Genomic DNA, 24,691 nt, shown 5'->3' on the forward strand with positions numbered 1-24,691 from the left:
TCGCGGGCCAGTGTTTCGGTGTCGGCGCGCTGGGCGGCCAGGACGGGCAGGTAGCCGGTGTCGGTGCGGAAGTTGGGGCAGTGCTCGCAGATGTTGGCGTAGGCGCACGGGCCTTGGACTTGGGCGCGGATGCAGAAGCCGCCGGCGAGGCGGGCCTTGACCGCGGGCGCGTGTTTCCAGTCGCCGTCGACGATCGGCAGTTGGGCGCGGCCCTGAGGCGGGTCGGCGGGCAAGGTGCCCAGGTGGGCTTTCGCGGCGGTCAGGGCACGCTCGTATTCGGTGCGCACGGTCGAGTCAAATAGCCGCCCGTAGCGCAGGCTCATCTCGGCCGAGACGTGGCCGAGCAGAGTCATCAGGCTTTGCAAGGAGACGCCGGCGTTGACCAGAGCGGTGGCATAGGTGTGTCTTGTCTCCGCAGTGACCGTGTGCGGTCGGGTTCATGTTGCGATTGAACTCGGGCGATTCTGATGCCTGGTTCGCAATGTGATTCGCCGAGTGTGTGGCGATAAAGGACGGCTCGCCTGTGACGGATGTCACTGTGGTGAGTTCGGGTCATAAGGCGACATATGACTCCGGTCGGCACGTCGCTATCCCGATTGGTGTGACTTCCTCGCAGGGTCATGCGTTTCGAGCCACGTGTGGATTCGTTCGGCTGCGGCTGCCCATCCAGGGTCGAGCATCATGTCGTGCCCCATGTCGGGAAACAGTTCTGCCTCGGTGCGGTATGCGCGCGCCGTTGCGCGCACTTCCCTTTGGAGGATGCAGCGGTCGAGTTCCGCGCCTAAGACAAGCAAGGGCGTAGTCACCCGCTTCGGTCTGGGCAACATCCACATCGTGTCGAGTGCAACTCTCTGGCTCTCACCGTTGAGTCGCGCGGTGTATCTCACGACGTCCGACTCGGGGGTCTGCGGCGAGAAGAAGCTTTCGCGGGCAAGCTCAGGGGTACCGACGGGGAGTAATGCGTTGCCCGTAATCAGTCCTTTTGTGGCCAGCCACGGATGCCGTCGTGTCAGGCGCATGTTGAATGCGAAGCTTCCGCGCTGGGGTGCGGACGCAATCAGAACGGCGGCGGGCGCTTGGTGAGTCTCGAGGTACTTCTGCACAATGAAGCCGCCCATCGAATGGCCGATCAATATAGGCGTTGTGGGCAAGGTGTCGGCGACTGAGTCAACGTCGTCGAGGTAGTCGGCGAGGGAGCAGGTGCGGAGGGGCTTCAGTGAGGGGCTGTTTCCGTGGCCGCGGAGGCTGACCGCGAGGGCGCGGTAACCCTTGTCGGCGAAGAAGTCCAAGAAGTGTTCGTCCCAGCACCATGCGGCGTGCCAGGCCCCGTGGACGAAGAGCAGTGGTACGGGGTGGGATTCACTGCATGCCCCTTTGTCGATCACCTCGAGCATGACCCTGCCTTTCCTCTGTGGGACAACAGTCGCCGACGACTGTCGGCCGGAGGTTAGCTGCGACAACGCTGAGAATAGCTTCTGGCCAGGCAATAGACGGCCCGAATTGCTCACCCATCTTTTCGCGCGGTCGCCTTGAGGTTCGTGTCGCGTTTGATCACGGCCGACCCTGATGCCCGGGTTCACAGTGCTGTTTGGCGCGCGTATTGCGACGAGGGCGGCTCGCCTATGACCGATGCCGGTGTGGTGAGTCCGGGTCAGCATGGGCCGATGAGCTTCTGCCGTGCTCGTGGTAGGTGGGTGACCTTGACGTTCGCATCGGTAAGGGTGCGAAGCCGCTCGATCTCTTCGTGTTGCGCGGCGAGTCGCGCAAGCGCCCGGGTTCGGAAGTCGGTGAGCTCACCGATCGTGGTATTCGCTTGCGCCAGGCGGTGTCTGAGCTTGTCGACCTCGGTGTTCAGTCGCTCGATCTGCGCCGCTTTCGGGTCGGGTGTCTGGCCGCAGTTCTGCAGCTGTTGTAGCCGGTCTTCGAACTCAGTGCGTAGATGGGCGTAGGGGCGGGTGCCGTAGAAGGCGGTGCGGTCGACGCCGGCCTGCGAAGCGAGGGTCTTAATGTCGCAGTTCCCGCCGGGTGGGATCTCTCCGCGCAACAGCCGGTCCATGGCGGCCCGGATGCGGTGCTCGGTCTGGATGCGTTGGGCAGCACTGATTCTCATGACGGGTCCTCGCTGGCGGTGGGTGTGGTGGCGGCATCAATGTCGGCGATGACCCGCTGGGCGCGGTTGTAGTCGGTGGTGAGGCGGTCGCGTTCGGTGACGCGGGTCTTGCCGAGTTGGCCGAGGAAAGTCTTGGTGCGTTCGGCGTGCTCAGCCCAGACGGGTCGGTGGACGGCGTGGTGGGTGGCCTGCGGGCAGCGGGCGGAGTCACACATGCCGATCATCGGCCGTGTCGCGTTGGGAGTGCCGGCCAGTTTGAGGCAGAGTGCGCGGGATGGATCGGTGAACCAGCAGTAGTTCGCCGGTCCTAGGTGCAGGACCTTGGCGCGTTTGGACAGCAGATTGAGGATGTCGCGGTCGTTGCGCTGGACTTTGGGCCCCGCGGCCGATTCGGCGTTCAGGTCGGCGTCGACTGCGGCGAAGAAGTCGGTGAGGTTTCGTGCGCCGGGTCCGGCGGGCAGGATGCCGTCGCGGTAGTTGTGGAACTCGGCCAATATCAGCTTAAGGTTGCGATCTGCTTCGTGCTTGTTGACCTCGGCCAGCAACTCGGCTTGAGCACCGCCCGGGCGGGCGGCGTAGCCTTCGGTTGTTGCGGTCGCGATATGTTTGAGCTGCAGTTTTGCCGCGAGAACCCCGGCTGGGCGGTATGCCAATTCCAGCGCGATCGTTCTTCTGAGCATCCGCAATGAGACTGGTCCCTCGGGGATCGCGGCCAGGCCGAGGCGTTGTCCTGCCGGGGAGTTGACCCAGTTGCGGAACCAGATGGTGCGGACGCGGAAGCTGAACCGGGACAACAGAAGAACACCTTCGCGGGGATCGTCGTGCAGTTGCTCGATGAGTTCGACCGCGCGGAAGGCGGGTTCGATGACGACCCATTCATCGTCGGTGCCGCCGAGCGGCTGGCCCTTGACGATCTTGCTGGCGATGCGGTAGCGGTTGAGCCCGGGTATGGGTTCCTCGATCGGGCGGCGGCAGCCGACGCGCAGTTCCATCAGTTCGCTGCTGCGCATCCCTGATGAAGCCGAGAGCACGATGATCGCGGCTGTTCGGACGACCCCGACCACGGCGACGGCCTGCGAGCGGTGCAGCGGCAAGCTCCAGGGCCTTGTCGCGCCGTCGGCGGTCGGCGCGTCTTCAGCGTTGCGCGCGAAGACCTTCTCGACTCCGACCGCGGCGAGGGCGTCGGTGAGCGGTCCGCGCAGTCGCGGCATCCAGCGGGACTCGATGTTTCGGCGGCCGGCCTGCCTGGCCAGAATTCCGGTGGCGACCGGCAACAGTGGGTCGTCGGCCGAGCATCCTGCCGCCAGTCTTTTGGTGATGTCATGGTCTTCGTGTTGGGGCAGCGGCGTGCCGGTCGTGGTGTAGCCGGCCAACACGGCGAGGATGTCGTCGACGGGTTCCGAGGTGATGGGACGCAACCCTTCGGCCCTTGCCGAGTGGAGCCGGTCGTGTTCGCGGATCTGCTGGTTCAGATTCACTGCGTGTGGGCCGAGGATCTGCACCAGGTGCAGCGCCGCCGCAAGCATCGGCTGCAGGATCTCGTCGGCGACGGCGGGGGTGGTGTTTCCGTCACGGCCGGAACGCATTTCGGCGACGGCGGAGGCCGATGCGCCGCCCCAGGGCCGAAGATCGGCGCGGACGCGGTCGGCGGTGAACAGGTCTCGGTAGTTGACCAGGTCGACGACGATCTGAGCGGCAGCGCGTCGAACCGCGGGGCTTTGTTCACCGACGACGTTGCCGTTCTCGTCGAGGATGTAGCGGCGGAATGCCAGGTAGGCCTCGCAGGTGTGGGTGTCGACCTCGGCCAGCGTGGCGGCGTGTCGGCCGTCGAGCCAGCGGAAGAATCGGGTCAGCTCGTGGAGCCGCCCGATGCAGCTGCGTAGATGCAGCGGTGTGCGGTATGCCCTGGGCAGTTCGGCGACGGCGGGATGTCGCGGGCAGAGGGCGGCGATGATCAGCTCCTTGGCGACCAGGCGCCATCGCGGGTCGCCGATCACGGCGAAGTCGAAACGGCGGTTCACCAAGGGGATTTGGACCGCCAACCCGACGACCTCGGTGAAGTCCCATAAGTCGTCGTCGAACAGCGGGCGGCGAATGCCGTCGGGTAGTGTCAGACCCGCCTGCAGACAGACATCGGCGCCGGTGAACGGTGATGGCCGCTGTTCGTCGGTGCTGTCGGCGGCGAAGGTGGTCATGCGGTGCGTTCCTCTGGGCGAAGGGGTATCTCGTCGTCGGTGTCGGTGACTCGGGAGGCCGCGGTCGTGAGTTCGGCGGGGTCGAACCGGCCCAGGATCTGGTCGATCCGGGCGGCGTAGGGCCCGAAGACAGCCATGAAGTGCGCGGCGGGCATCTGCTGCCATTGGCGGGAGAAGAATGCCTTAAGCCGCAACAGGTTCACCGCGTGCCGTGGCGCGAACACTGCCAGCGGGCAGAGCAGGCAAACCCACGGCCTGGCCGGACACGGTTTGCCGACCGGACCGTGCAGCCCGGCCAGCTGATCGCCGCATGCTGCGGTGAACACATCGCGCGCGCCGCCAACCAGTTCGGCGATGGCGTGGTCGTCGAGATTCATTGCCGCCACCAGTTGTGGGTAACCGTCGACCAGTGCGGCGGCGTCCTCCTCGGTGATCACCGCGGGCGGATGCGCACGGCGCAGCAGATCGTGCTGGGCATCCTCGATGACCGTCTCGACCGCGTGCTGTTGGCCCGCGGTCGTCACCGACAGGTAGTGGTCGCCCTCAACGGCGGGCGTGTGGTTGGGGTCGATCGTGGCCCGCGCGTTCCCTGTCCAGGTCTTCTTCTCGCGCATCGCGTGGTGAGTGGTGCGGATGCGTGCTCGATGGATCTTCAACGGTCGGCCGTCGGCGCCGAGTAGGCCGTGGCGCCCGACCCATCGTTGGACGCCGACGCGGTCGATCTCGCGGATGAGGAAGGGTTTGCCGACGTAACTCAGGCCCAACCACAGCCGGTCGCGGTCGGCGGGTGCGACCAGGCCGCGCAGCAGCGACGAGTGCGACAGCCACTGCTCGAGCAGCCGGACCGCCGGACGGGGCAGGTTCAGGCTCTCCGCCGCGGTGCGGCGTTTGACGTAGGACAGCAGCACGGTCGAGTCCCCGGCCCATTCGATGTCATCGACCCCCAAGTCGGCGATGCCGTCGGGGACGATGCCGGAGTAGACGCCGAACAGCAGCCGGTAGGCGATAACGACATCCAGGTGCGGGAACACCGCCCGCAGGGCGTCATAGAACGCTGGTGGTCGGCGATTGTGAAACACGCTGTGCGTCACGCCGATCGCGCGGGCGAATACCGGAGTGCTGACCGGGCCGAGTCGTGCCAACAGCCAGCAGAAGTTCTCCCACGTCCAGCCGGACTCTCGCGGATCACCACCCTGCTCGGTCGCGGCCAGCGCGCGGAGGTGCACCGCATATGACTCATCCACGACCTGGCTGCAGGCAGTAATGAGACGCTGCCATTCGACCTCGAGATAGGGCGGCAGCGGCCGACGAAAGGGCTGGAGATTGAAATGCCGACCCGCCGCCAGCTCCAGCACTCCGTCGCCGAGCGTGCCGCCGGACCGGGCGAATCCCTCCACCAGTGCGCGGGTAAGCGCCTCCAACCGTCTGGGTCCCGCCATCCAGAACTGCGCGAGCTGTCCGCGGCGCAACTCTCCCGCGCCACCGATGAAACCCTGCTCGGCTAGTGCGCGAACCATCGCCCGCAGAGCGCGCGCATAGGCGTCGACCGTGCCGGCCGAGTCGGCGCTGCCGTGCGGATGAATCAGCTCCACCAGTCCGACGGCCAGATCACGCGCCAACCGAGGGTTCGGCAACCCCGCCAGATCGAACTCCGCCCGGCTGCCGTCACTGAACACACAGCTCAGGCCCAGCGGTTCGTCGGTCACCCTCGTCGGCATCACAGCTCCTCGTCGATGTCGTCATCGAATTCGCCGTCAGCTTCCCGCTGTGCTGCCGTACCGTCGACGAGTCCGGCTGCCGCGCCTTCGGTTTCGTAGGCTTGCCGGTAAATCCGGGTTGTATCAAGACGTTTCAGGTATTTCTCGGTGGTTAGCACGGTCGAATGCCCGAGCAGATCGCGCAGCACCAGCAACGGGTCGGCCTTGGTCAGATAGAAGATCAACGCCGCGTCGGCGTCGGTGTCGCGCACCAGCTTCGCCGCCTGCCGGTAATAGCCGGTCACCAGATACTCCAAGGTCTGCATCGAGAAGCAATGACGAAGCCGGTGCGGGTGAACGTGCGGGAACCGTGGCTCGAACCTCGCGCGGATCCGGTCGGCGGTGCGCTCGAACACCGTCGCCCACGCTGTGAACGCGCCACCGCCGGTCTTGACCGCCAGCAGGCACGACCCGCCCTCCGGTGCCACCAGCCGCCGCCGCTCGGCCGGGGTCAGCGACTCCCACGACCGGCGAACACCGTTGATCCGGCCGCCGCGTGCGTCCGGGTCGCTCACCGTCAGCGGCTCGCCCCATCGCTGCGGCGGCCGCCAGGCCGATCCTTCGGTCGCCGCGGCGCGGTCCAGCTGCAGGTAGTCGTGCAGCCCGGCCAAGGCGTCGTAGGAGATCCAGGTGGTGCGGAACTTGCGGCCCTTGGTGATTCCCGCCGGCACCGGAAACGGGATCGGGATGGCCGTTGGCGCAGGCGGCAGCGCCGGGATCTCCCACGGCAGCAGGTGGGTGAACTCGCCCAGCCGCAGCCCGGTCGCCAACGCTAGATCACCGACCGCGGCGTTGCGGGTCATCTCCCTTCCCGCGAACCCGGTGTCTGGGCTGCCGTCCGGCGCCAAACCCCGCAGTCCCTTGCGGAACAGGTCGATAAAGTCCGGCTCCAGATACTTCACGGTCACATGCGGTTTCGGAGTGCGGCGCACCGCCAGGTTCACTCGTACGTCCCGGCCGGTGCCGGCGAAGACCGCACGCGCCGACCGGTAGGTGAACGGTTCGGCCGTTGCATGTCCTTCGTCGAGCGCCCACCGGTAGAACAGCGACAGGATGCTCATGTGCTGCGCCCACGTGGTCGCCGCGAACCGGCGAGCCAGCGGCCCAGCCGCTCGGTGCTCAGCGTAGCGGCTTAACCCGGCCTTCAAACGATCCCGCGAATCAAACAGTCCCACACCATGTTCCGCCAAGAACTCAGTCCACTCCTTGACCGCCCGCGCATAGCTCTCCCACGAGCTCGGCGCCGGCGCGCCACTGGCCGGCAACTCGCGCAGCCACCGGTTCACCACCGACGCCGGCCGCGGTCTGCCCGGACCGTCCTCCAGCAACAAGTCGTCATCAATCAGATACGGCATGCTCTCCGGAATCACCGGCCGGTGCTCGACACCCCAGGACCGCCAGCCCTGCGACGAGAAGAAGCTCAAGATCACGAGCGGTCACACTAGAAACGCCACACGCCGTCATGCAACAACCAAACGCGCATGCCGCCTGACCCTTTCGAGCTAATCGCAACACGGGAACTAAGCGGGGATAAAATGCCTCAGCATGTGGGGACGGCACCACAACGGCGTACCCCCCTCTTGCGCAAGCGCTTTCGCAACCCTGGTGTTCGCGCGGTCGAACGTCTTGTACCAGGAGTGTTTAGGGCGAGGTGTCCCGTCGTGATTCAGCCACAGCCACATCGGTTCCAGGCCATCACGTCCCCGGCGGAACAACTTCATTCGTGTCGACGGCCCGAGTGCATCGAGCCGGACCGTACGACGCGATCCCGTCGCATCAACGACCTCCAGTTGCCCATCCCGGCGAACATGTTCAACGACCAATCGATCCGCAATCTGCCCATAGCGACCAGCACGTTGCGCGCGTGCTACGGCAGCAGTGCGACTACCTTCCTGCAGATAGAAGTGAACTTGTTGGGCTACGCGGCGCCGCATCCAGAACGCTCGCCCGCTACCACCCTTCGCGCAATGAGACGCAACGCGCGAACGCACGAGCCCCTCAGAGCCCGGCTTGGGCACCTCGATGGTTAATATGCTGGCCCACTCGCCGATTCGTAAACCCGTCCCGAACAACCCCTCCGCGAATGCGATGTCGCGATCCTCAGTCGCTCCCCGCCAATCGTGGCGCGGCACGCCCTCCATCGTGAAACCACGCAACCCCAGGTTCCGCCACAACCGAAATGCTTGTGGGGTAAGCCACTTCACGTCGGCCCTGCGCATCCCCGACGGAGTGCTCTCCAACACGACTTGGCCACCGCCCATCCAAGACGTGGCAATCACGCGGGCTCGGACGGGGTTGTCGATTCCGTGCTGCTCGGCCGCCCACGAGTAGAAATTGCGGATCGCCGCGCGATCGACACAGAAACTATTGGCGGTCACGTGCTGAGGATTCTTCTCAGCCGACAACCGCCACTCCTTGAACGCAGCCAGTTCCGATCGCGACGCCTGATCCCATCGAACGCCCATCGCGTGCAGAAAATCCAGCCACACCTTCAACGACAAGGCGTAACGACGCAAAGTCCCCGTTGCTCGTCCCCTCACCAGCGGATCTCGCCAGTAGGCGTTCACCAACGCATCCGCCCGGCCCCACGGATCCAGGAAGAACGGAGTGCTATCACGCGCACCATTTCGCTTCGCCCGGGACTCGACATCACCCAACCCTGGAACCACGTCGTCCACCGATACGAACCGCTGACGGAAATCGTAGAAATGAAGAGTCCAACCATCAGCCGAAGCACCAGCCATCCCCGGCTTCCCCCTTACCTCACGGGCATCGCCCTCATCATCGCCGAAGCGATTCCCCCAACCGTCTTCGACACGCCTGTCGGGCAGAGAACCGGCGACTGGATATTGGGCGGACAGATCACCGTCGTCGACCTATCAACTGTGTTGTTGAAGGCGGCGCGCAGAGCGTTGAGGTCGCGCGCCAGGATGTAGGTGGCCGACGTCGGCCCGCCGGGATCGGTGTTGGAGCAGCACGCCATCGCCGCGGTCGCGGTGTCCGGAACCCGCACTGGCTTGCAACTGCCGGGCGGATAGCCGGCGGGCAGCACGCCGCTGAGACGGGCACGAGGCCCGGTGCTGGAGTCGGTCGGCGAGGTGGCCGTCGTCGTCGCTGGCGGATTGGCCATCACCGGTGCGGGAGGGTCTGGCCAAAGCAGCCACAACGTCAGACCGGACATCGCGGCGGTGCGAGCGCATGCTCACACCAATACTCCCTCAGCCATCGCGTCGATGAGGTCGAGGACGTCCGTGTATCTCCCCGCGCGGATCAGATCAGCAGGTTTGCTATGCCCGAGCAGCCGATTCGGTGAGAACATCCAGACATTGGCGTGGTCGGCTGGAAGAACTTCGGTGACGGCTTCGGCCACATAGGCCAGCTCTAGTAGGCGCTCCTTGTTCTGTCGCTGCGGCACGACGTCCCCGGCGACCCACCGGGCTACGGACCGCGGCGAGGCGTCGACAATGTCGCCCACCTCTTCGTTGGTCAAGCCGAGGCGGTTGATTGCTGCCGAAACCTTGCTGGCAAGCGCACCCAAACCCTCGCGCATTGTGTGTCTTCGTTCTGTCGTATCTCTGTCACGTAGTATGACATGCGCTGGGTGCGCGACCGATGGTTCAAGCCCGGTCGAAATCGGTGTTCTATCTACTCGTCTATGTCGAGGCTTCCTGCGGTAAGGGTGTGTTCGGGTTCATCGATCGCCGCGTCGGGGGTGCGCCAGGTCAGGGTGAGCTGACGGCGGTGGGCGGCACGAACAGCTCGGGCGGCGGTGTCACACTGGGTGAGCAGCTGGCGCCACGGCTCGCTGAGCCGGGTGCGGCCGAGGCGGTCGGCCAGGGTGACCGCGGGTGTCGGCTCGTCGAGGCGGAGGTTCTCCGCGGCCTGATTATTGGCGGTCAGCGTGCTGGCCCAGGGAAGGGCGTTGAGCAGCCGCAGCGCGGGTGTGCTGGGGCCGTGATGGCCGGTGGGATCGATGATGATGGCGCGGGCGCCGGCGCTGGCAGTGTGATGCGCGATGCCGGCGAGGCGTGCTGGGTCGGTGTCGGCGGGGTTGTCGATGACGATGATCGTGCCGGGTGGAAGCGTCCACTGCTGATCGCTGATGCGTTGGTGCGCCTCGGCGATGGTGGTGAAGGTGTCGGCCAGCTCTGCGATGCGCGCGGACGTGGTCGCCTCGTTAGTAGTGCTGAGCCACAGCACTTTTCGGCCGGCGGCGTTGGCGGTGCTGCGCAGGGTGTAGAGCGCTGCGGCAGTTTCGCGGTCACCGCTGTCGGCGCGGAGGAGGCTGAGCCGATAGGGCATCGCCGCCAAGGTTTTGAGGCGGTCGGCGGTGTGGGGTTCGTGGGCAGCCAGTGCGGTGGCGGGGATGGCCAACGGCGTCCGGTCGAAGTCGATGTGGCTGGCGGCGCGTAGAAGCTCCACCTCGGATCGTGCCGAGTCCAGCAGTGTTTCCAGGGCATCGGAGGTCGCGGTCTGGGCGGCGGCGAAGGCGGCGGCCACATCGCGGTCGGCGCGATCGAGCTCGCGGCGCAGCGCTTGGCGGCGCTCGCTCAGTGCGGCGCGGGCGGCCTGGTCCGCACGTTCGGCGTCGCCGCGCGCGGTGACGATGTCGTGTTCGGTGACGATCTTGTGGCCGCCGGCGGCCGCGGTGCGTGCGGCTTGCGCCTCGGAGAAGGCATGTTGAAACTGCAGCGAGGGCGGCTGCTTGGGCAGGCGGCGGGTATGGAAAGCGAGATCGGCTTGGGCCGAGGCGATGTCGAGATCGTCGCGCTCAGGTGCTGCGTGAAGGGTGTCCAGTTGGGTGCGGGCGTGCTCGATCATGCGCAGGATGTCGTTGTAGGCGGCGTCGGCGTCGGCCCATTGCTCCATGACGGCGGTGACGGCGTGACTGTAGGGGCGGTCGGCGTCGACCTGGTGGCGCATGCGCAGTAATTCATCGGCGGCCGCGCGCATGGCGGGGCCATTTCCGGCGCGAATGTCGGCGTCGAGTGTGGTGATTTCTTTGCAGACGGTTTGGTATTCGTCGCGCAGGGTGGTGAGCCTTTCGATGGTGATGCCCAATTCGGGTATAGGGCGGTTTGCTGACAGATCTTCGAATTGAAGTTCGTCGAATTCGTCCGGCGGGTATTCGAATGTGTGCGGGTCCGGCGGCGCGTCATCGAAGTAGTCGTCGAGTGCGGCGCGTTCGTCGATGGTTGGGTAGGTGTCTTCGGGGTCGGGTGGAAGCAGGTGCTCCTCGGCGGGGTCGGGCGGTGCGTCGGTGTCGTCGGGGGTGGGGATGTCGTCGAAGTCCACGCCGAGATGGGCCTGTAGGCGGTGGGTGAACGCGTCGACGGTGTAGGTGATCAGTCGGGCGTAGTCGCCGGGTGCGATGGGGTCGCTGTCTGCGCTGGCGTCGGCGAGGTGTTCGGCAGCCACACTGAGTAGGTCGCGCGGTGTCCACTTGTGGGGGTTGACGGCGCTGATGGCGGCGACCAATCCGGGCCAGGCGGGATCAGAGGTGATGGTTTCGGCCAGCACAGATCCGAACACTGCATCGACGTCGCGGATCCAGGCTGGCCGCAGCCGCGAGTGTGTCGTGGCCAGCGTGGCGGTCGGTGAGAGCGCGCCGGCGATGCGCCACCACAGCGCCGCTGCGGGTAGTTCGTCGGGCAGGGGGCCTTGGCGCGCGGCGGTGGTGATGATCTGGCGCAGGTCCGGTGTGGTGCGGGTGGCTTGGGCCAGGTGAGCGGCCAGTTGTGGCCAGTAGGCGTCGGATCGCAGGCGCGGGTCGATGGCGTCGATGAGGTCGTTCCAGCGGGTGGTGTCGGCGCTGCGCCGACCAATTCCGGCGGCGGCATGGTGCTGCAGTAGGGCTTGCACGTCGCGGGTCCGGACGGGGAATTGGCGTGCTCCGGTCAGGCGGGTGTCGGCTTCCTCGACGCCCACGGCTGCGCGGAACACCGCAATTTCCGCGGTGAGCGCCCGGTTCACGGTGATCAGGGGTCGCGCCCAGGCCGGGGCGGTCGCGTTGGTCCAGCCCTGGGCGCGCTCGCGGATGGCGTCGGCGAGGGTGCCGACGAGGTGTTCGCGCCGCGCCAGGTAGTCGCCCCACTGGGGATCGTCGGCAAGTGCTTCCGGGATGGCCGGCAGCCAGCGCAGCACCCCGACTCCGGAGGAGTGGGTTCCGGCGGGATCGATCCGGTAGTCCAGGACGGCGGCGGGGTCGGCGGCATCATCGACGCTGCCCTTGGCCAGCGCGTCGACCAGCAGCTGGTGGGGATCTGCACCGCTCAGGGCCAGGACGGCGAGGTTGCGGCGCAGCACCGGCCAGGCTTCGCGCGTGCTCAGCGCTGGGATCACCTCATCGGCGATCGCGTCGAGTCGGTCCCGGGCCCCGACGCCCAGGCGGTTCTCGGCGGCGGCGCCGAGCGCGTCGTAGTACATGTCTGAGGCGGCGGCCAGTCGCGCGGCGGGGTCGGCGGCTTGGCGGGCTGCGGTGGTGGCCGAGACTTGGGCGCCGTCGCGGGCCAGCGTGCGGGTCAAGACGTCCACGGCGGTGTCGGGGTGGGTGGCCTTCGGCGACAGCAGCCGGTGGGGGTCGCCCTCTGCGGTGGACAGGTAGAGGTGGTTCTCGTCGGTGGCCCGGGTCATCGCGACGTAGAGGGCCTGGCGGGTCAGCATGTCCGAGCCGACGATGTGGCAACTGCCCTTGGTGTCGCGCCGTCCTGCGGTCAAGCCTTGAGCCGAGTCGATGGTGGCCGCGTAGCCCAGCGTCACGTGCTCGGCGATGTAGTCGGCGGGCAGGGTGACGATGCGCCCGCTGCGCAGATGGCGGGCTTTGAGGCTGCCATCCGTCATGACTTCGGTGATCGTGTAGCGGTAGCCGTTGCGGACGAAGTCGTTGCGCCCGATCGGGATCCAGCGCGCGTTCTTTCGGGTGCGAATGGTGTCCCCGGCGCTGGCGGTCAGCTGGTCGGCCAGCACCACACTGGCAGCGCTCGCGGCGGCGGGGTCGGCGGCGAGGCGGTCGGTGCGGGCGCGGGCGTTGAGCGCGTTGATGACGTCGTTGGTGGGGGCTAGCAGTATCGAGTCTGCGCCGGCGGCCAGGTCGGCTCGCCACGCTTGGTAGGCCATGTCGGCGGCGGTGTCGTCGGTGCCGACATGGACGCGGTGGTTGTCGATGTAGAACCCGATGCCGGCCGGGTCGGCGTCGTGCAACGCCAGCCCGGCGGCCGCTTCGGCGGCCGACCGGAAGCGCACGACTTCGGAGAGGGTGAGCGCGTCGGTGGTTTCGGCGATGTCGCGTAGCACTCCACCGGCTGAGATCGACGACAGCTGGCCGTCGTCGCCGACGAGGCGCACGCTGGCGCCTTTGCGCAGCGCGTCGGTGATCATCGCGTCGAGCCCAGCGGTGGCGGCCTTGCCGGCTTCGTCGACGACGATCAGCGTGTCGGGGTCGACCTTCTCGAACCACTTCGGCGGTCGACCGAATGCCGTTTTGGTGGGGTCGGCTGACCACACGTACTTGTCGAGGGTGTCGGTGGTCGCGCCGAGGTCCTCACCGAGCACGATCGCCGCGTCGGCGGTCGGCGCCAGGCCGATGACGTGCCCGCCGGAGCTGCGCCAGGCGTGCGCCAGTGCGGCCATCGCGGTGGTCTTGCCGGTCCCGGCCGGCGCCAGCGCGAGCGCGACACGGCGTCCACAGGTCGCCATTTCCGAGACCAGGGCGGCCTGGCCGGGGTTGAGCGTGCGGCCCCGCGCCGCCGAATCCGCCAGCGCCAGTTCGACATCGCCAACGGTGGCCCGCCGTCCGTCTTCGCGACCGACAGCGGACAGGATGCGCCGCTCGGCGGCCATCGTCGCCGCGCTGGTGTAGACCGCGACGCCGTGACGGCTAAACACGCTGGCGCCATCGCGGCGACGCAACGCGCCAGGCTCACCTAACTCGGTATCGGCGACGCGGGCGAGCGGCACCGAAAACGCTTGCCCCAGTGCGGTGTCAGTGAGCCGTTCGACGAGTGCGCCGTCGTGCGCCAGGCCGTGCGAGCGGACCTGGCGCAGCGCCTCGGCGCGCACATGGTGACGCTGCCAGGTTGAGCGCGCCTCGCTGACCGTGGCGATCATCTCGCCAGCGCGCGCCACGACCCAATCTGCATCGACTTCGGGTGCGCTTTGGGTGCGGTCGGGGCGGGCGAGGGTGTCGGCCAGCATCTGATTGAGTCCGGGGCGCCCGAGGACCTCGACGGCTTGGGTGCGCCAAGTGTGGCGCTGTTCAGCCAGTGAGCGCGGCTCGTGTTTGGCTTCGCGCGATTCCAGCGTCGCCTGCTGGGCCAGGGCGATGATTTCGACGTTGGTCGGCTCGCGGCCGTGGGCAGCCTGAAACTGCTTGGCGAGCTCGGCGGTGCGCGCCTCGATCGCCGCGCGCCGGCTTGACCACCGCGACATCAGTTCGGTCGACATTCCGTCGATCTCGCGCACCGGTCGCTTACCGTGTCCGCGGGCCTGTTCGACGAAGCGCACGCCGAGGCTGGCGATCATGTGGGCTTCCAGGCGGGTGTTGTACAACTCCGAGGCCGCCACGGTGACCCGGTGCAGCGGTTGACCGTCCAGGGCAAGCCAGCGGCGCACCCCGTTGGCGTCGACGTGAGACACCTTGTTGGACACCGCGACATGGGTGTGTAGGTCGGGGTCACCGGCGCGGGAATCGCGGTGGGTGAAGGCCGCGGCGATGAGTCCTTCGGTGTCGACCTGGGCCACCCCGTTGGCGCCGGTGCGGGTGAATGCCGCGGAGTCCTGCAGCCACTCCAGCACGTCGGCGACGGCCGCGTCGTGGGCGGCCTCGATCTGTTCGGCCACCGGCAGCGGGGCGATCGCCCATAGCGCCGACACCGATTTCACCGGTGAGAACGTCAGGTCATACCCGGCGACGGCGGTGGTGCGGGCCCGGGTGTTGCGCGCGATGAACCCCGAGAGCTCCCGATCGTCGGCCGGGGGACGGCCGTACTCCTCGCTGAACAGAGTCACGGCCACCCGGGTGCGGATCCGGGCACGGTCGTCGGGGGTGATGGTGGCGTTCCAGTGCGCACCCGCTTCGGCGTTGTGGTCGCGGTAGGCCACCGCCAGGCGGCGGGCGAATTCCGGCTCGCCATCGCGGACGAGGAACTTGCGTCCCAGCCGGCTGGCGATCAGCTGCTCGCGGGGGCGCCCGCCGCGCCCAGAGGTGTAGGCCATGATGCGGTCGGCGTTGGGATGCAGCCCCTCCCCGTAGAGGGCGCGCATCTGCACCTCGCTGACTCCGGAGCCCGCCTCGACAGTCCAAATCTGTTCGCGCGCTCGAGCACTGATCTCGCACCGGCCGGTGTCAGACAGCGCGGCCAGGCCCCGGCCCATCCAGTGCCCGGGCGCCTCGCCCTTGGCTGAGTAGTAGTCGGCCAGCGTGGAGCGGCCTCGCTCGGTGCTATCGGCGGCAGCGACCTGCCGCACCAGGTACAGGTATCCGTCCCCGGCGGTCAACTTGTGCAGCGTCATCACCACGACGCGCACCCGAGCAACCGCATGGGCCGCACGCTACGAACCTGACCGCCGTCAAAGCCACGACCAAACCAGGGACTCTTAAACATCTCTTAGGAATCGACACCTGAATGCAAGAGGTGTGTGGTGTCTGGACGGGACTCAGGGAGGCGAGATGTGAGAGGCGTCTTATGGGAGTTGGGGTGGCGGACGCTGGTGAACGGCGGAGGGGCTGACGAGGCACACGGCGAATGGTGGTGGCAGGCAGAGGAAGAAAACTGGTGAGGAGCGAATGTGGCTGCGGTGGTGGGCCGGCGCCTGGGCCGCGACGTATGGTGCGGGCATGGCTGGAAATACCTCGAAGGTCGAGGCGCGGCGGCGGGTCCGGGAGGCACAAGCTCGGACCAATGAGGCCCGCGCACAACGGGAACGGGCCAACGTGGATGACGCCGCGACGTTCATCGTCGCGGTAGGCAAGGTCGCCGAAGTCGATGCGTGGGAGTCTGAGCGGCTGGCGGTGGTCCGCGAACGCGTGCGAGCTGAGGCGAGCAGGAGACGCGCCAACTGCAGAGCGGAAGCGGGTGTGGCCATCGCGCGGATGCAGCAGCGGGGCGAAACGCTGGCGACTATCGCAGAGTTGGCAGGCATGGGGATCGGCGAGATCCGCGCCATGCTGCGGCATGCGCCGAAGCCTGAAAGGCACGCGGCAAGCGGCAGTTCGGGTGCACCGGTACGCGACGCGCAAGGCGGGCAAGTTTCAACCCGCCTCCATGCTGGCTGCAACGCGGCCCTGGGCGACGCAGCGGTGGTGTAGCGAAGACAGCTTGGATGTCTCAGCGGGAGATTGTCATGAGTGGTGTTGACGGCGGCAGGCACATCGTTCTATACGTCCGAACCGACGTCGGCATCTGGAGCCCGCAGGAAGGTTCGCGCGTGGTCGAGTGTTATGCAACAGCTGCCCTCCATCCGGGCGCAGTGAACCGGCTCGGCGACGCGAACGGGCGTGAGCCAGTGCGGTGTTGGGTGATGATTCATGAGGCGCCGGATTCCGTTCCCGAGCGGCGATTTCCCGGTCGGGCGAATCGCGCTGCCGGCCTTTCGTTGTGTGCGTCGGCGGCGCCTGTTGGCGCCACGGTAGTCAGCCCTGGGTCTGGCGCCTGCGGCGATCAAGCGCGTGGGGCGGCCGGGTGGCGTAGTCCGCGTCGGCACGCCGGGAGAGCACCCCGTTTCGCGGCCACGTCGTGTGCGGCTCAACGTCTTTCGCTGCGCTATCTGGAGGGTCGTGATCGGAGCCGATGGGCACGGTCGCATCGATTTCACGCGCGAGGGGATGGGTGTGTCTACAGCCGCACCGGTTACGCGCGGTGAATCGCGAGCGGACTCGTCGGCGGATGGGGTGCTGCTACTGCACAACAGCGACAATCCAGGCGCGTCAAAATCGCCGCCGACGGTGTTGTGGAGCATGTCGTCTTGGGTTCACACCCCGTGACAACGTGAAACCGATGGCGAGGGTGTGTCGCGGGGTGGCGGGCCTCCGCGCGCCGAGTCGATGGCGAGGGAGCGCGGCGCGAACGATCAGTGCCGTTGCGGGCAGCCGTACGCAGCGGCAGGGACACGGCCGCGGTAGTGCGGCGATGATTGGCGACAAGTGGACTCTCGGTGCCTCTGGTGCGGTCATTGCGCACACGGGTCGGTGATCGTCAGAGCCGGTGCGGGCGGGTTGTTGCGTGCAACGATCCGGATTGGGCGGGGCCATTTCTGCGCGTCCGTGTACTCAGGGGCTGCTGCTGTGGAAGGTCCCGTCGGTCGCGCGTGTCGTTGATGGATCCTGGGATGGTTTGGTGCATGCTTGTCGTGGCCGTCCGGCGGCCAATCCGGTCATGCTGTGCCGCCCCGACGTCAGCATCAAGCGGATCAAGGAGACTGTCGAGCTCCACCGTCGCTGCGAGTTCTCGTTTTATCCAGTTCACTCATGAAGTGCTATGGGCGGTATGCGCTTAGGAGGATCTGGCGTGGCTGGAACATTTCTGCATACGGTGCGCACCCGCCGTATGTACACGGGCGAGTCCTCGCGGTGGCTGATGGGTCACGCCAGTGTCAGCCGCAGTACACCAATCCCGGACGCTCCGGACTCTGGTCAGACAAGGTTGGAAGCAGCTGTCTTTCACGCACTTGCGTCCTGCGGGGAGTACACACCGAACCCCGCAGGTGTTGTTAGGACACGCATCATCGCTGACGGAAGCACCGTCGTGCACGTGGACCCCCGCAGCGCCGGCTTCCCCAAGGAGTACGAACTGACACAACTGATAGCCGAGATGCTCCTACCGTATGCAGACCCTGACGGGGGATTGCAAGGCAAGGCAGGAGTCCGTGTTGCGGACGTCAATCGCACCGATCTTGCCCTGACTCTCGTCGACACGTCAGCTCGAGTGACCCTGCGCGCGGCACCAAAATCTCGGTGGAACAACGCGGTCGAGATCCACCGAGAACACCTCGAACAAGCGGCATGCAAGGCGCTGTGGGGCGCCGCCGAGTCAACCGAAGAAGAGCGCTACATCTTGGAGGCCCCGCGGTGCGGAATGCGGCCGGCAATGGACTGGCTTGCATCCGGGTTGTTGCGCCGTATAGCGCTCTTCCGGACTTTGGGCTTGGCGTTCCACGTTTCTGCGTGGACATTGGGCAACACGTGGAAGATCGAAATCGACACCGATCCGGTTCACGGCGCTGTTCACGACCGCATTCTTGCCGCAATCACTGACCCGGTCTACGGCTTGCCCCTTCGGGTTACAGATGCAACCTGCTTGTGTGACACTCCCGCTTGGCCACCTGGCTCGGCGCAGAGGAATTGTTGGTACCACCTTGGCGCCAAGAACGGAATGTCTGTGGAGCTCCAGTTGAGATTCCGTCAGCAAAATCCACCCGCGAGGCTGCTCGACCGTTTGGTTGCTGCCGGCGCTGATCCGGCGTGGGTCGGTCGTGCTCTACCTCCGTCGTCGAGCTCGTCAACTGGCGGCCGAAACTGACCCCTTTCGACGGGGCGGCGGAGCGCTATCCAGGTGTGCTGCTGGTTTCTCAGAAGCAGGACCCCGACGCCGAGGTATGGCGAAGACACCCGAATCGTTGGTAGCTGTCGCCGAGCGAGTCGGAATGACGAGTTGAGATGGCGGCCGTGGGTGCAAATGTGCCATAGCGAAATTGGGGGAGTTGAGGTGAATTGCTGTGGAGCACAACTGGGTTGGGCGACGTAATCATGTTAAGGCGCGAAGTATCGAGAATGTGGGTGATCGATATGGCTACTGCGGGTGCAGGCATTGTGATGACACTCGGGTGACGATGAGCATCGAGAGTCGGCAGTGATTGTCATGTCCGCCCGACGTCTCGAATCTCACAAAATGAGGGGGTACTGCGCTACCAAGTTTTGCGTCGACAACAGCCAGTTCATCGTCTCCAAACGCGCCAGAACGAGTGTCGCCTAGTGCGGCCTGTACCGCGTGCCTGTGACGAGTTTCTTTACTGGTATTAAAAGGAGCACCGGTGTACACCATCGACGCGATGCCACCTACCGCATGAGCGGTGCGGACCTGGGTGGTGTGGTTGACGGGCTGCAGACGTCGGCGGCGCCACGATCTGCGGCTATGCGGACGCGGTACGGACAACTGGGGCTGAGGAAGCTCCAAAGCCCCCGACGAAGCACTCGAAGCCGAAGCGACTCACTTGCTCGTAGAACGGCGCGGCGGCACTGGCGGGGTTTGGATATTGCTCCATCACGCTGCATGCCTGGTAGCCGTAGGCGACCAGCCTGGTGTCGGTGGGGCAAGGTCGGCGACACCGATACTGAGAAGGCCCGTCAGCTCCGGGACAAGGGGATAGCCGCGACAGACATCGCGAAGATGCTGGGCCTCTCCCGCGCAACGGTTTACCGCTACCTCGCCGACGAAGAGATACGCCCCCGGCGGGGGTGGCCCCGAAGGAACACCTCCAACCACCGAAGCGATTCGCCGCTTCCGCGCGGAGCATCAACTACGGCGCACCCCCGGCGGGGGCATTTGCCGGCAGCATGCGTGGGAGCCGCATTGGAAGATCCCCCCTTCGCTCCCTTCACATCCGCTTGGCGGTGTCGCGGATGTACTGCTCGATCCGCGAGGTCAGTGACTGCATCCCCAGCGCTTTGGCGTAGAGCGCCGCGGGGGTCTTGAGCTCCTCGACCTGCTCGGGGGTCAGCTGCCACTTCTTCTGGGCGTTGGCGTCGATGATTGTCGCGGCGTACTCGACGCTGTAGGCCGACTTCATCGCCGCCTCGATGATCGCCGGCTGCAAACCGGGCAGCTTCTGGACCCACCGCTGTACCTCACGGACATACGGCGCGAACTGGTCGTAGATCAGGATCTTGTTCTGCGTCGCGTACCACGCGATCCCGTAGGGCTCGATCTCCTGGTCGGTGAACTCCACTTGGGGCGTCACCACTTTCAGCGTCGGGGTGGCCGGCTGGTCGCCGTCGGCGCCGCGTTCCGGGGCGGCCTTCTTCTGCGGCTTCGACGCGGCCGACACCGAGCTCTCCGAGCGCTGCGGTTCGCGCGAGGGCACCGCGTCGCCGGCCTCAGCGCCCACCCCGGTCTCGTCCCCGCCGCTGCGCTTGACGCGCACCGGGTTGAGGTTCTTGAACCACTCGGGGTCCAGCGCCTTGGCCAGCTCGGTGTCGAGCACTGTCGAGTTCACGGTGACCTCAGAGAGCAGGTCGTCGATCTCCTCGGGCATGTTCTCGGCGAAGTAGGCGCCCAGCTTCTTCCACGGGATCGTCTTGCGGCTCTCGCCCGGCAGGATCACCGCGGAGCGTGCGGTGTCCTGCTCGGCTCCGGTGACCTCGATGAGCAACACCACCCGGCTCTGCACCGAGGGGTAGATCACCCCGAAGTCGCCGAGGTACTGGCGCGCGTAGTCGAACACCTCGTTGCCCACCAGCAGGCCGACGCCGCCGGGCAGCACCTCACGGGACGTGCGCCGGTTCTGCTCCTCGGCGGCCGGCGGCAGGATCCACCACCGCATCACCCCGGACATCCCGGCCACGCCGGTGAACTCCAGTTCCCCGCAGTCCTCGCCGAAGGTGTTGAGATACTCGCCCATAGGGGTCACCCGGCGCAGCTGGGCGCGGTCGGTGTGGGACCCGCGGTGCTCGACGAATACTGTCACGTCCCCCTGGCCGAGGCGGAAGTAGCGCCGCGACAGGAACTTGTGGACCTGGTAGCTGGTCGAGTTGTCCCAGGTGTTGTGCCGGCCGTCGCCGTGCAGGACCACCGCGGTGCCGCAGGACTGGCCCTCGAGGCGGTCGAGGACGGCCGCATCCGGTGCGTACTCCTCGATCTTGACCTGGTCGCCCTCCTCGTCGGTGGACTCCCAGACGCGCACACCGTACTGGCCCCGATCCTTGTGCAGGGTGACGGCGGTCTCGGCGCCATCGGCTGTGCGGCAGGCGAACTCCACCCCGGCGGGGTTGGACGGCAGGGACGCGATGCGTGCGCCGACGCCGTAGTTGGCCGTGGTGGTGCCGCAGTGCAGGTGCGACATCCGGTCGATCAGCTGCTCGCCGATCATCCCGCTGCCGTTGTCGGTAATCCGGGCGAAAACCCGGTTGCCGGCGGTGTATCCGTCGACCACCACGCGGGTGGCACCGGCCTCGATGCCGTTCTGCACGAACTCCCGGAACATCTGCATGGGGTCCATGCCGCGGGCCTCGCGCTCGATCCAGAGGGCGGTGCCCTGCGGGTCGTTCACCAGTGATCTCATCTGTGTTTCTTTCCCGGCCCGGAGGCCGTTTGTGGTGGTGGTGGGTTTGTGGTGGTGACTAGCGGCCTCGACGCTGCTTCTTCTGCTTGCCCGAGTTCCTTCGAGCCGCCGCCCGCCGACGGGCCTTGTTGAGAATCTCCATGGCCGCCCCGACGACAGCGGGGTCGCCCATCGCGGCCTGCAGATCGGCTTGGCGGACGAACCCGACGTCGTTGCACACCAGGCCGCCGACGACGTAGAGCAGGCGTGCGTCCTCGGTCATGTCGGCGTCGAGCACACCTTCGCCCTCGATCATCCGCATGATGTGGCGGCGCCGTTCCTGGCTCAGGTTCGCGGTGAAACGTCCTAGCTGTTGCGCGGTTTCGGTGTCCGCGGTGGGGGCGGTGGTGGTGGGCAGGTTGGGTCCCGGTGCGGCTCCTCGCCGGCCGGGCTTGGTCGGCGCCAGGTAGCCGCGGCGGCGCGCCAGGGCGATCCAGTCGCGGATGGTCGCCTCAGGGCGGTCGAAGATCTCCGACATGCGCCTGAGTGCGCCACGGCCCCGGCCGGCCTCCCCGATGTAGGCCTCGGCGACGTCGATGAGCAGCTCGTCGCTGAGCTCGGGCCGGCCGCGGCGGCGCGCTCCGATCGCCGTGGAGTTCTCCAGCGCGCGGCGCTGTTCCTCGGTCATCTCATCGACGGTCAGACTGCCCCCGGTTCCGCCGGGCGAGCCAAGCAGATGGATCCCCTCGGTGCGCCACGAATCATCGGCGAGGCGCCGCTGGGTCCGGGTGAGGATCTGGCCGATCGGGATGCGCCGCAGGACATCCGAAGTGATCAGGCTCGGGGGGTTCTGGCTGTCAGGCTGCTCGGGGGTCTCCGGTGGCGTGTACTCGTCGGATTCGATTCCACCGAAGTACCCCCAGTCGCGCCGGAACAGTTCCAGTTCGGCGACCTCGAGGCCCTGCCCGCGGTTGACTAGGACCGCATAGACGACGACGGGCAGCTGCTCGCTGTGGTAGACGACGTCGCACACGTAGCCGGGGCCGCGGGGAAGGTCTTTGATGAAGGTCTCTAGGCGATCGCTGGGCCAGTCGGCGTCCGAGTCGGGGTCGCCGGCACCTGCCGCGTCGTCCTCGTCGTCGCGGGGGCCGAAACCCATGTCGATGGTCGATCCCTTGAGCAAGTCGAGCAGCTGGCGGTCACGGCTCCGGCTATACGACAGGTCGCGGATCCCAGGGCGGGGGTCGTTGATGAAGTCGATGCCCTCGTTGTCGGTCATGGGATTCAGATTAAGCCCGTAGGTCCGCTGGAAAGCGGAGAAAACCTGCCGAGTTACCCGGCGGGATAAGTCAGCGCAAACTCGATTCGCTTGCTGGATGAGCTGCGTGCGGGCCAACACCGCCCTGGTGGCTTCGGACTCGGCGCGAGCAGCATCCGCGGCTACGTCGCCGCCCTGCGGTTGCTTCGGGAATGCCACGCAGTACTGCCTCATGGTCTGTCCTTCTTCCCCTGGGCTGGCCGCAGCGTCGCCAACGTCAGCGGCATGGTCACCCACACCGAGAACACGACGCCACCCCTGCCATGGGAAACCTGGGCACCGCTAATCACCGCATCATGGGTGATCGTCGACAGGTTCAGCTCCGACATCATTGCCGCGGCCGACACCCGCGCCGCGCTCCCCAGAGATCCACGAGGGCCAGCCGGGTCAAACGCCTACAGCGCCCTTCTCGACTGGACCGAACAGGGCGGCCCCATACCCCTGCATACGGGATTCGGCCGCACCAATCACCAACGAGGCCAGGCGAATACCGTACTTCTGGAACGGTTACTCGGCATCAATGCCAACATCCTGAGCCGGGCGAGTCATCAGTACATGCCCGACGCTGCCGCGCTCATCACGAAGGCGGCAGCCGACCCGGAGCGGGCGACCTTCGGAGGACTTCACATTCCGACTGCCGTCGTCTGGCACCCCGACGGAACCAGCAGCACGTGGGTCGACGAACTAGGCCTCGGCGAAACAGAACACCTCGAAAGCGTGCTCCGCGGAGCCTGCTACGTCCTGATCGCCAGCCTCACCGGCATGCGCGACAGCGAGATCCAGGAACTAACACGCGACAGCCACACCACCAAGGACGGTCTCGCCGCCCTCAGCAGCATTCAGCACAAGGGCACCGAGCGTCCCGACGGTGAGCGTCGAACGTGGTGGGCACATCGACCCGTCATCCGGACCGTCGAGGTGCTGGGCAACCTCACTAGACACGACACGCACCTGTTCGCCCGTCGCAGTGGCAACGCCGGCTCCTACCTTCCCAACCGCGACATCGCCAGGCTCATCGCATTCATCAACGATGACCCCGCCCAACGACCCGGACGTGGACGAGGACTCGGCCTGGAACACATCGCGATCCCGAGAGGCCAGGCCATCAACGCGACCTCCCTGCGCCGCTCATTCAGCGTCTTCGCCACCACCCGCCCCGGAGCCGAACTCGGACTGGGAATCCAACTGGGACACAGTGCCTGGCGGATGACCACCGGCTACATGAGCGACGCACAACAACGGGAGGCTGAGCGCCCCGAAATCGAACTTGTTACACGAATCCGGAGAGGGCGAAGCGGGGAGTGACTGGCCGTTTGCCCACCGTCATGCAACCTTGCCCTACCAAAGTTGACCACTATCGCCGTTGCGCAGGTCGTCTTCGCCGTCAGGTAAGGGACCATCAGATCATGGCGGATGAGTCCTACCAGGTCCGGCGGATGAAGCTCGACCAGTGCGACGCGAACCGGCTTGGGAAGTGGTCCTCGCTGTGGGCGGACCTGATCCACGTCGACATGGTCCTCTCAGAGAGGGCCGGGGTTCCCACCGCCGCTAGGAACGTGTTCCTCCGGCGCGCGCTGTGGGAATCAGCGATCGTCAGCTACGGCCGCATGGCAGTCAGCGAGAAGCGCCGTAAACTCGACCACGAGGAACTGCTGCGTGCCGCGCGAGGCGACCGCGGCGTCGAGTTCCACGCGCTACTCATGGGCTGGCGGCACGATCACGTCGGACACCGCCTGTCCCGGGAACTTGAGTCGATCGACGTATATGCGGACTACCTCGATGCTGATCCCGGTGTTCTCGACTCGCTGCGCGTCGCGGTATCACCCTCGGGCGGGCCGACGGACGACTCAGCGTTCGTGGTCGAGTTCCGTGAGCATGTGACAGCCCTCCGGGACACGCTGTGGGAGCGGTACTTGGCGCCGATCGGTGAGCTGATCGCGAAGCAACGTCCCACGGGGACTCCGATGCCGACCCCAGCCGAGTCGTCGGACCGCCTGATCGTGGAGCAGACCCTGTGGGCGCGAAGCAACGGCACTGGAATGAGCTGAGCACGGACCGC

At 66.5% G+C, this 24,691-nt stretch carries 15 protein-coding genes; 4 read left to right on the forward strand and 11 right to left on the reverse strand.

The window, feature by feature from the left end; genetic code table 11:
• Positions 1-587 precede the first annotated feature (587 nt).
• The 9 genes from G6N18_RS01630 to mobF form a co-directional block, all read right to left on the reverse strand.
• On the reverse strand, positions 588-1,394 hold the full coding sequence (locus G6N18_RS01630) for an alpha/beta hydrolase (protein WP_076112250.1): 807 nt from the start codon (positions 1,392-1,394) through the stop codon (positions 588-590).
• Positions 1,395-1,651: 257 nt separating this feature from the next.
• Positions 1,652-2,110: a hypothetical protein gene (locus G6N18_RS01635; RefSeq protein WP_076112252.1), complete on the reverse strand. Its 459-nt coding sequence runs from the start codon at positions 2,108-2,110 to the stop codon at positions 1,652-1,654.
• Complete coding sequence (locus tag G6N18_RS01640; protein WP_076112254.1) at positions 2,107-4,305, reverse strand: site-specific integrase; 2,199 nt, start codon at positions 4,303-4,305, stop codon at positions 2,107-2,109. The genes G6N18_RS01635 and G6N18_RS01640 overlap by 4 nt, the downstream gene beginning before the upstream one ends.
• A complete protein-coding gene (locus tag G6N18_RS01645; protein ID WP_076112256.1) occupies positions 4,302-6,023 on the reverse strand; it encodes a hypothetical protein in 1,722 nt (573 codons plus the stop codon). Before G6N18_RS01645 ends, G6N18_RS01640 begins: the two co-directional genes overlap by 4 nt.
• The gene (locus tag G6N18_RS01650; RefSeq protein WP_083001151.1) at positions 6,023-7,492 is read right to left on the reverse strand and encodes a tyrosine-type recombinase/integrase; all 1,470 of its coding nucleotides are present in this window, start codon (positions 7,490-7,492) and stop codon (positions 6,023-6,025) included. Before G6N18_RS01650 ends, G6N18_RS01645 begins: the two co-directional genes overlap by 1 nt.
• A gap of 90 nt (positions 7,493-7,582) precedes the next feature.
• Positions 7,583-8,806 carry a site-specific integrase gene (locus tag G6N18_RS01655; RefSeq protein WP_244960074.1) on the reverse strand — a complete coding sequence of 408 codons (1,224 nt, stop codon included), beginning with the start codon at positions 8,804-8,806 and terminating at the stop codon, positions 7,583-7,585.
• A gap of 14 nt (positions 8,807-8,820) precedes the next feature.
• Entirely contained in the window at positions 8,821-9,192 is a 372-nt protein-coding gene (locus G6N18_RS01660) for a hypothetical protein (protein ID WP_163689781.1), read from the reverse strand.
• Positions 9,193-9,264: 72 nt separating this feature from the next.
• A complete protein-coding gene (locus G6N18_RS01665) occupies positions 9,265-9,612 on the reverse strand; it encodes an antitoxin Xre/MbcA/ParS toxin-binding domain-containing protein (RefSeq protein WP_083000805.1) in 348 nt (115 codons plus the stop codon).
• Positions 9,613-9,707: 95 nt separating this feature from the next.
• Positions 9,708-15,578: a MobF family relaxase gene (mobF, locus tag G6N18_RS01670; RefSeq protein ID WP_179962403.1), complete on the reverse strand. Its 5,871-nt coding sequence runs from the start codon at positions 15,576-15,578 to the stop codon at positions 9,708-9,710.
• 319 nt (positions 15,579-15,897) lie between these two features.
• Here mobF and G6N18_RS01675 point away from each other — a divergent pair, with 319 nt between their 5' ends.
• Together G6N18_RS01675 and G6N18_RS24460 are read left to right on the forward strand one after the other, a co-directional pair.
• Positions 15,898-16,368, forward strand: a complete 471-nt coding sequence (locus tag G6N18_RS01675) for a hypothetical protein (RefSeq protein WP_133052446.1) — start codon at positions 15,898-15,900, stop codon at positions 16,366-16,368.
• 2,959 nt (positions 16,369-19,327) lie between these two features.
• On the forward strand, positions 19,328-19,750 hold the full coding sequence (locus G6N18_RS24460; protein ID WP_244960075.1) for a helix-turn-helix domain-containing protein: 423 nt from the start codon (positions 19,328-19,330) through the stop codon (positions 19,748-19,750).
• Here G6N18_RS24460 and G6N18_RS01685 read toward each other — a convergent pair.
• Positions 19,653-21,335, reverse strand: coding sequence for an ATP-binding protein (locus tag G6N18_RS01685; RefSeq protein WP_083000802.1), 1,683 nt, complete (start codon positions 21,333-21,335; stop codon positions 19,653-19,655). The genes G6N18_RS24460 and G6N18_RS01685 overlap by 98 nt on opposite strands.
• Positions 21,336-21,393: 58 nt before the next feature.
• A complete protein-coding gene (locus tag G6N18_RS01690; RefSeq protein ID WP_083000800.1) occupies positions 21,394-22,593 on the reverse strand; it encodes a hypothetical protein in 1,200 nt (399 codons plus the stop codon).
• Between the two features lie 90 nt (positions 22,594-22,683).
• Here G6N18_RS01690 and G6N18_RS01695 point away from each other — a divergent pair, with 90 nt between their 5' ends.
• Positions 22,684-23,937 carry a hypothetical protein gene (locus G6N18_RS01695; protein ID WP_234806118.1) on the forward strand — a complete coding sequence of 418 codons (1,254 nt, stop codon included), beginning with the start codon at positions 22,684-22,686 and terminating at the stop codon, positions 23,935-23,937.
• 101 nt (positions 23,938-24,038) lie between these two features.
• Positions 24,039-24,680 carry a hypothetical protein gene (locus tag G6N18_RS24310; protein ID WP_179962347.1) on the forward strand — a complete coding sequence of 214 codons (642 nt, stop codon included), beginning with the start codon at positions 24,039-24,041 and terminating at the stop codon, positions 24,678-24,680.
• Positions 24,681-24,691: the final 11 nt, after the last annotated feature.

This window comes from Mycolicibacterium celeriflavum, assembly GCF_010731795.1.
Classification (GTDB): domain Bacteria; phylum Actinomycetota; class Actinomycetes; order Mycobacteriales; family Mycobacteriaceae; genus Mycobacterium; species Mycobacterium celeriflavum.